The sequence below is a fragment of the Oceanipulchritudo coccoides genome (assembly GCF_010500615.1).
In the GTDB taxonomy this organism is placed as follows: Bacteria; Verrucomicrobiota; Verrucomicrobiia; order Opitutales; family Oceanipulchritudinaceae; genus Oceanipulchritudo; species Oceanipulchritudo coccoides.
This window is the reverse complement of record NZ_JAAGNX010000001.1, coordinates 689,660-697,495: the sequence shown is the minus strand read 5'-3', so window position 1 is coordinate 697,495 and position 7,836 is coordinate 689,660. Positions and strand designations below refer to the sequence as shown.

The following is a 7,836-nucleotide window of genomic DNA, read 5'->3' as shown; positions in this document are numbered from 1 at the left end:
GAAGCGCCGACTCATTAAGGCCGATCAGGCGCTATTCCATTGTTTGAGACGGACTTGAATGAAATCAATCACCGCTTCATGGACCTCACGGTCGTTGTTTTCAACGGGCAAGGGAGCCCCGAATTCCAGATGGACCGGACGATCGGGATAGAACCTGCCATAATCCTTGAGCCGCTTCCCATTGGTCCAGGCATCTGTCTTCAGGGCAAGCGGGATCACGGGAACCCCGGCCCGCTTGGCCAGCTTGACCCCGATCGTGTTGAAGGAGGCCGGGTCAAAAATGGGTGACCTCGTCCGCTGGGGAAAGATGACCAGGGAGATGTTGTTGGCCAACCGTTCCTTGCCTCCGTCTAAGACCGCTTTCAGATCCTCGCGGGCGTTCACCCGGCCGACAACGATTGGATCACGCGAACGCATCACATGCTTGAAGATCGGGTATTCCACCAGTCCCTGTTTGACGACAAAGGTGACACGGCGAAATGGAGTGATAATGGCCGGGAGGAGAAATGTCTCCGCTGTACTCATATGGTTGCCGATGATCACGCATGGACTATCCAACTTCGCCAGATGCTCTGTCCCCTTGATGGAAACCTGCGTTCCGGCTTTCTCAAAGGCTTTGTGCACCATCATGCTGGAGCGATACCACTCAAAATCATCATAAACCCCTTTGCGGGCCATCCAGCTCGCCTTGAGCACTGTCCGGGCAACGCGGGTGTAGAAAGTGGCCGTCGGGAATGACTTGGAAAAGAAGCCCGGTTTGAAGGGCCCGATTTCGCAATCACCATACGGGGGGGATTCTGGCTTGGGAATTGTGTTCATGGGCAAATTCGACAATCATCAGTGGAGCAGGTCCGTTCTTGATCTCACTTCAAGCAGCGTCAATACTTCACCACTTTAATTTACACAGCCAAGGCATGCCCCACAACACTTCAACCTCGCTCTGGCGGCCGGGAAACCTGCTTGCCGCGTTCGGTGTCCTTCTGATGAAGGGCAGCGCACGCCTGCCTTTGTCGTGGAGCCGGGGCATCGGCAAATTCATCGGAAGCGTGGTGGCGATCATTTTTCCCTACCGTCGGCATGTTGCCCTGACAAATCTGCGCTTGTGCCTCCCGGAGCTGACCGAAAAGGAGCGGAAAGACCTGCTATTCCGGCATTATCAGTCGATGGGAATAGGACTTTTCGAGTTGGCCGCAGCCTGGTACAAACCGGTGGAAAAGCTCGAGGAATGGTCCACCGTGACCGGATTGGAGCACTTGGAGGCGGTGGCCGAGTCCGGACGAGGGGCCCTGCTCCTGACTGCTCATTTTACAACGCTCGAAATTAGCGGGAGGCTCCTGCTCAACAAACGCCCGTTCAGCTGCCTTTACCGGAGGCCTGATCAGCCGGTAATCGCCAAGGCGATGACCGAGGCGCGCAAAAGCCGCATGAACCGGGTCATCCACTGGAATGAAACCAACGACCTGATCCGGGCCTTGCGAGACGGGGAATTCATCTGGTATGCGCCCGATCAGGGCAAGCGCATGAAATACAGTGCCATTCTGCCATTCTTCGGCGTACCGGCAGTGACAAATACGGCCACTGGACGGCTGGCCCGGCTCGGGAAGGCGGCGATTGTGCCTTTCCTAGGCTATCGCGACGCGAAGGGCCATTACCACGTGGAGATCTATCCGGAATTAAAAGACATCCCTTCCGAGGATCCGGATGCCGATGCGGTGAAGATTAATCAATTGATCGAATCCTTTATCCGAAAGGCCCCCGACCAGTATTTCTGGCTACACAGGCGTTTCAAGAAGCGCGGGGCGGGATTTGAGGACGTGTACGCCAAGTCAGGCCGCGGAAAATGAAGATTTGTCAAATACCGGCCACCACGCCTTAATCCGTGACATCCAATGCAGTATTCACGCTACTTTGCCATCGCCCGTAATCATCGGCGGCTCCTCGTCATCGGACTCTGTGCAGGACTTGTCGCGGGTATTGCCAGCGGTTTCGGAGTCCCGTTCTTTGTCCAGCGAGTCTTCAAGAACATCTTTGAGGATGTGGAAACAACCTACTCCCTGGGATACCTGATTTTTGTCTCCAGCTTGTTACCCGGCGTCTTTCTCGTGCGTGGGATTGCCGGTTACATCAACCAGTACTTTCTCCAGTGGACGGTCCAGAATGTCCTTCTTGAAGTGCGTCAGAAGCTTTTTGAGAAGCTGCAAATTCTCCCTATCGCCTACTTTGAGCGGCGCCAGTCGGGTGATCTCATGGCTAAACTGGTCGGTGATACGCTGCAGGTACAGCACGCGATTCTGCTGGTTGCGCGGGATGCCTTTGTCCAGCCGTTCACCTTTCTCGCAGGTCTGGGGTATCTTGTATACCTGGCCTTTGAGCAAAAGCAGATGGGGTTCCTCATCGCCATGGTGGTGGTGGCACCGCTCATGGTGGCACCGGTAAGTTATGTCGGCCGCAAGCTGCGCAGGCGTTCCCGTTCCCTCCAGAACACGCTCGGCGAGCTCACCGACGTGATGGCGGAAAATCTACGCGGCGTTGTCGAGGTAAGGTCGTTCAATCTTCAGGAGCGGGAACGGACTCGCTTCACGGAGAAGCTGAAAGACTACAACCGCTTTGCCATGAAGATGGCCAAGTACTATCACATGACGCAGCCGTTCATGGAATTGCTGGCGGTCTGCATGGTCTCGATCGCCTTTATTTATTCCTATCAGAAAGGAATTGGATTCTCGTCCTTCGCGGCCATGGGTGCCGCCCTGTTCTTCACCGTGGACGCCATCAAGCGCGTCATCAAGATGCTGAACGGCCTGCAGAAAACGAGCGGGTCCTTCAGTCGTATCGAGACAGTCCTTGCCGAGGAGGAAACGGTACGCGATGTCGAGGAACCGACAGATCTGCTCAACCCGGTCGGCAACCTGCAGTTCGAAAACGTGCACTTCAGTTATCACGACTCGGCCGAATCCCCGGACTTGCACATTGATCAACTGGAGATTCCCCACGGCACGATCTGCGCCCTTGTCGGGCCAAGCGGCGCCGGCAAGTCGACCTTTGCCAAGTTGATCCCACGCTTTTACGACCCGCAGTCCGGACATATCCGCTTTGACGGGACGGACATCCGGACACTGCGCAAGCAGGACTTGAGAAGCTGTATCGCCTTTGTGCCCCAGGCGCCCGTCCTTTTCAACGGAACTGTACGCGACAATATCCATCTCGCGCGGCCATCGGCCACTGCTGATGAGGTCGTCGATGCCGCCCGGCAAGCCCATGCGGAAGAATTCATTTTGTCATTACCAAATGGATACGATTCTGTTGTGGGGGAAAACGCGGTTCGCCTCAGCGGTGGACAACGGCAAAGGCTCGCACTGGCCCGCGCTTTCCTGAAGAATGCCCCGGTCCTCATTCTAGACGAGGCCACCTCGGCCCTCGACGCGGAAAGCGAGATCAAGATTCAGGACGCCCTGAAGAAATTGGCCAAGAACCGGACCATCCTGATCATTGCCCATCGCTTTGCCACGATCAGCCTTGCCGATACCGTGTTGCTGTTCGAAAAAGGAAAGATCCGTTGTAGGGGCGATTTCGATACAGTCATGAAGGATGACCTGTTCCGCCGGCTCTACGAGATTCAGCTCGGCGATCCCGCCCAGCAGGCAAGCCGGTAAAGGGCGCGCGCTCCGACGTTGCCGTCCCACTCGTCCTGCCCGGGGCCGACTTCGCACAGGTCAAAACCGATTATTTTCCTGCCGCTTTTCACAACCTGTTTGATCAGGTAAAGCGCTTCCTCCAATTCAAATCCACCGGCGACCGGCGTTCCCGTATGCGGGCACAATTTCGGATCGAGCCCGTCAATATCAAAACTGACGTAGACCTTGTCGGGAAGCGCCTCGATAATCCTTGCGCACTGGTCATGCCAGGTTGCTCCAGCAAATTGCTCTTCCTTCAGGGCTTGATCGTGAAAGGAGACAATACGCCCGCCGGAGTTGACGACCTTTCCGTGCTCCGCTTCACAATAATCCCGCACGCCCACCTGCACGAGGCGTTGGACCTGCGGCAATTCCAGCGCGTTGGTCATGATCGAGGCATGCGAGTAGCGAAAGCCTTCATAGGCCTCCCGCAGATCCGCATGCGCGTCGATCTGCAAGATGCCAAACTCCTGATGGCGCACAGCCAAGGCACTCATCAGCCCCAGCGGTGTGCTGTGGTCGCCGCCGAGAACGCCGACCACCTTGCCGGCATCCAAATACTTGCCAGATTGGTGGGCCAGCCAATCACGCAGCTGCTCACTGGCCAGCTCCACTTCATTCAGCATCGCGGCATGCTCCTTCGCCAGCTCAGCCGTATCCGCCCCCGCCTCCAGCGCTTCAATATAAGGTTCCACCTTGTCGCGTAGCATGGCCCCACGTTCCGCCCACGAGGTCGAGATGTCCTCCATCGCGATTCCAATCTTCCACGCCTCCGCAATATCGGGTAAAAAGTAATCAATCTGCGGGCTAGCCTCCAGTACCCCCATCGGCCCACCGGCCGTGCCAGCCGCATAGGAGACCGTCACGTCCCACGGCACCGGAATGATGACCACTTCCGCCGTCTCAGGAGTGAACGGCAGACCAAAGAGGGATCCCTGCCGCCCTACCCCGTTGGGATCAAACTGCTCAATTTGCTCTTCTTTTGAAGACATGGGAAACAGACTACGCCTTTGATACGACCCGACAAGCGCCATCTAATCAGTGCTGTCCATGCCAGCGCCGGGCTCTACGGATGCGGTACAACCGCTCCGTGAAGCCTCCTTCATCCAGAAAGGCCTTCGCCTGTGCAAGCACCTGCCGGTCCAGCAGGCTGCAGGCGACCCCCAACAAAACAAGGACGGCATTGGCGGCATCGCTCAGTGCGGTTAACCCTCTAAAATAAAAGAACAGGCCAAAGGCCTGTTACACATCATGAACCATCAAAATAATACGCACTCCCCACTTTTTGTTGTAGACCCGCTTCGCTACGCTTCGCAGGGTGCCCATTCTGCCAAGCCCCTCGCTTCGCTCGCGGGGCAGAATGGCAGGGGCGGCGGGATTCGAACCCACGACCTACGGTTTAGAAGACCGTTGCTCTATCCGACTGAGCTACGCCCCCGAATGTTGTTAATCAATAACTTATGATAAAATCCGAGGTGCCCAAAAATCATTTTCGTAACCCATTTCTTGTAACTGGATGGCCAAAATTCTCTCTGAAACACCTGGAAATACATTGATGAGATTGCTGGCGAATCGATTCTTCGCAAGGCGGAAAAAACATCCCTGACAGCTTCATAATATGGATTCGACCGAGGTGAAGTGGACGGCGGATATGTTGTCACTGAGCGAATGGGCATCACCCGTGTAGATTAGGTAGCTGGATTCGACCTTGTCCGTAATCGAGTTGAAACGCCGGATCCCGCGAAGTTGGTTCATGGAAAATGTTGAAGCAGACTTGATCTCGATCGCCTTGAGGGCCCTCCCGGACTGTGCCACCAAATCCACTTCGTTGCCTTTGTTGTCGCGGAAGAAATACAGATCAGGCAAGGTCCCTTTGTTGTATCGGGATTTTAAGCACTCGATGACAACCAGGTTTTCAAAGATCTGGCCGACCAATGGATCCCGACTGATTTGATCGCTCTCACGAATGCCCAGAAGAAAACACAATAAGCCAACATCGGTAAAATAATACTTTGGACTCTTGATAACCCGCTTCCCGAAATTTTCAAAATAGGGAGATAATTTAAACACAATGAAGGATGCCTCGAGGATCGATATCCAGTGCCTTACCGTCTTGGCGTCTACTCCGACATCGTTAGCCAGGGAACTGTAATCCAACACCTGGCCGGTCCTTCCAGCCAATAGCTTGATCAATTTCTCGAACAAGCTGGCATCCTTCAATTGAATCAACTGGCGGACATCCCGTTCTATATAAGTCTGGTAATAGTTTGAATACGCTGTTGTCGGTCTTTGGCTTTCTTCATAGATCCTCGGAAGAAATCCGGTGAAACAATAATCCTCAAACCGGTCGAATTGGATGTCCGCGGCTTTGAGTTCGCTTATGCTGAAGGGAAGCAGGTTCAGAATCGCGGTCCGACCGGCAAGGGATTGGGAAATCGCTTCCCGCAGGCTCAGCTGATGGGATCCTGTCAGAACATATTGCCCATTTCCTTTCACCTCGTCCACCCTTACCTGGATGTGACTGAGTAATTCCGGTACACGCTGCACCTCATCCACAACCACCCTGTCTCCATGCCGGGCAAGAAATGCCTTGGGATCCTCTTGCGCGATTTCCCGTGTCTCCGGATCCTCCAGGTTGGCATAGCTATACTCCTTCAACGACTCTTTTGCCAATGTCGTCTTCCCCGCCTGCCGGGGCCCCAGAATCGTCACCACCGGGTACTCCTTCAACAGTTCTTGCAGTTCAGCTCCTATGGCCCTCCTTATAAACATATCACCACATTAATGGTGCAATTCAGGAGTTCAAGTCTTTAATTGCACTATAAATAACGATAGAATCAGGTGTTTGAACCCCTCGCTTGGTCCTGCATGGGATGCATACCGTTGCTCGCTTGCGTAACCCATTTGTGCAACCCGGCCGAATAATTTGAGCCCACTCCAGCTCACTCCAGCCAATCATCGAACTCCCCGAATCGCGCATTGTAAGGTGCCTTGCCTACTCCAGCCCACTACCCACGGAGTATGCTGGGAAATCAAGGACGTTACTCAGCCTTTGGATCGGCGGGTGACTGAGGCAATACACCGACCTCGATGCCGCCGGCAGCGAAGTCGAAGAGGTAGATGCCGAAGCCTGCCCCGGGCTGATCGTTGGTGTTGGAGCGTCCCTCACCGAAGAGCATATACTTTCCGTCTTCGCTGATCACGCCCTGGTTGGCTTTGAAGGTGACGTCGCTTCCCGGCATTTTGTAGTCTCCAAAGTGGGTCAGGCGGAGCATATCCCTACCCGATCCATCAATCTTCATCCGATAGAGATCGAGAATCTGGGCGTGCTGGCTGACCGGCAGGAACATGTCGCACTCCACAAGCGTGTATTCGCCATCGGGAAAGATGCCCTCCGGTTCATCGTAGTAGGCATGGCGATTGGACAGGTTGGTAACCGCATCGGTGTCCATATTCCACATCCACGTCTCGCTCGAATAGTGGCCGGTTGTCGAGGTACCATAACGACTGAAGATGAGCTCCCGGTCATGGGGAGGACGCCAGTTCTGGGGTTCGTGATAGTCGAGGTAGACGGTGGCCCCGGCGCCTTCTCCAGGGATGGACTCATCCCGGGTCTTGAGCTCGTCGACGTTGAGGATGACGCGCTGCTTTTCCAAGGTCGGAACATTTCCGTCTCCGTAAATCAATTCACCATAGTAAATATTTGGGCCGTCCGACCAAGCCAGTTGGAAGCTGTGGCGGGAGACTGCGACGCCTTCATGGGCAACGACTCCCATGTCCCAGGCGGGCGTTTCGAGACCCTTATCGACAATGTGAATCGTCGCCTGGTCGCGAGCAGGTCCGATCGTCATCAGGTAGTCGCGATTGGGCAAGTAATAGGCACGCCACACTCGGCAGTTGTCACAGTCGGGAGGGAGGATCGAACGCAGCTCACCAGTGATCCGGTTTTTCTCAAACGGCTTGCCCCCGGGCGCATCGAGAAAGATGTAGGTATCGCTTCCGGTCGGGGCCCAGTCGGGCCGTTCGCCATGGGGAAGGTCGAGGGTAATGTGGGGCGGTAATGCCTCGAGCGGAAACTCGGCGGCGACGAGGCTAAGGGGAAGGGCGATGAAGGGCAGAATGCTGAACAGTTTCATGGGGTATTCCGTGATCGGGATTGGGGAAA

Annotated in this window: 7 protein-coding genes and 1 tRNA gene; 2 read left to right on the top strand and 6 right to left on the bottom strand. The window is 55.2% G+C overall.

Annotation, left to right across the window (positions count from 1 at the left end):
- Positions 1-24: 24 nt before the first annotated feature.
- Entirely contained in the window at positions 25-819 is a 795-nt protein-coding gene (locus tag G0Q06_RS02770) for a lysophospholipid acyltransferase family protein (RefSeq protein WP_163962236.1), read from the bottom strand.
- Between the two features lie 95 nt (positions 820-914).
- Between G0Q06_RS02770 and G0Q06_RS02765 the strand changes: the two genes are divergently transcribed.
- The gene (locus G0Q06_RS02765) at positions 915-1,844 is read left to right on the top strand and encodes a lysophospholipid acyltransferase family protein (protein WP_163962234.1); all 930 of its coding nucleotides are present in this window, start codon (positions 915-917) and stop codon (positions 1,842-1,844) included.
- A gap of 45 nt (positions 1,845-1,889) precedes the next feature.
- A complete protein-coding gene (locus tag G0Q06_RS02760; RefSeq protein ID WP_163962232.1) occupies positions 1,890-3,650 on the top strand; it encodes an ABC transporter ATP-binding protein in 1,761 nt (586 codons plus the stop codon).
- On the opposite strand, the gene G0Q06_RS02755 is transcribed toward G0Q06_RS02760, so the two are convergent.
- The 5 genes from G0Q06_RS02755 to G0Q06_RS02730 all read right to left on the bottom strand — a co-directional run bounded on the left by G0Q06_RS02755 (position 3,614) and on the right by G0Q06_RS02730 (position 7,807).
- Complete coding sequence (locus tag G0Q06_RS02755) at positions 3,614-4,663, bottom strand: agmatinase family protein (RefSeq protein WP_163962231.1); 1,050 nt, start codon at positions 4,661-4,663, stop codon at positions 3,614-3,616. The genes G0Q06_RS02760 and G0Q06_RS02755 overlap by 37 nt on opposite strands.
- A 46-nt stretch (positions 4,664-4,709) precedes the next feature.
- Positions 4,710-4,805 carry a hypothetical protein gene (locus G0Q06_RS14745; RefSeq protein WP_343203181.1) on the bottom strand — a complete coding sequence of 32 codons (96 nt, stop codon included), beginning with the start codon at positions 4,803-4,805 and terminating at the stop codon, positions 4,710-4,712.
- Positions 4,806-5,032: 227 nt separating this feature from the next.
- Positions 5,033-5,109: transfer RNA gene (locus G0Q06_RS02740), tRNA-Arg, on the bottom strand.
- 173 nt (positions 5,110-5,282) lie between these two features.
- The gene (locus tag G0Q06_RS02735; RefSeq protein WP_163962227.1) at positions 5,283-6,443 is read right to left on the bottom strand and encodes an ATP-binding protein; all 1,161 of its coding nucleotides are present in this window, start codon (positions 6,441-6,443) and stop codon (positions 5,283-5,285) included.
- A gap of 269 nt (positions 6,444-6,712) precedes the next feature.
- Complete coding sequence (locus tag G0Q06_RS02730) at positions 6,713-7,807, bottom strand: TolB family protein (protein WP_163962225.1); 1,095 nt, start codon at positions 7,805-7,807, stop codon at positions 6,713-6,715.
- Between the last annotated feature and the right edge of the window lie 29 nt (positions 7,808-7,836).

Coding starts and splice junctions, on each gene's coding strand:
- G0Q06_RS02770 (WP_163962236.1), bottom strand. CDS start 819: ATGAACACAATTCCCAAGCCAGAATCCCCCCCGTATGGTGATTGCGAA.
- G0Q06_RS02765 (WP_163962234.1), top strand. CDS start 915: ATGCCCCACAACACTTCAACCTCGCTCTGGCGGCCGGGAAACCTGCTT.
- G0Q06_RS02760 (WP_163962232.1), top strand. CDS start 1,890: ATGCAGTATTCACGCTACTTTGCCATCGCCCGTAATCATCGGCGGCTC.
- G0Q06_RS02755 (WP_163962231.1), bottom strand. CDS start 4,663: ATGTCTTCAAAAGAAGAGCAAATTGAGCAGTTTGATCCCAACGGGGTA.
- G0Q06_RS02735 (WP_163962227.1), bottom strand. CDS start 6,443: ATGTTTATAAGGAGGGCCATAGGAGCTGAACTGCAAGAACTGTTGAAG.
- G0Q06_RS02730 (WP_163962225.1), bottom strand. CDS start 7,807: ATGAAACTGTTCAGCATTCTGCCCTTCATCGCCCTTCCCCTTAGCCTC.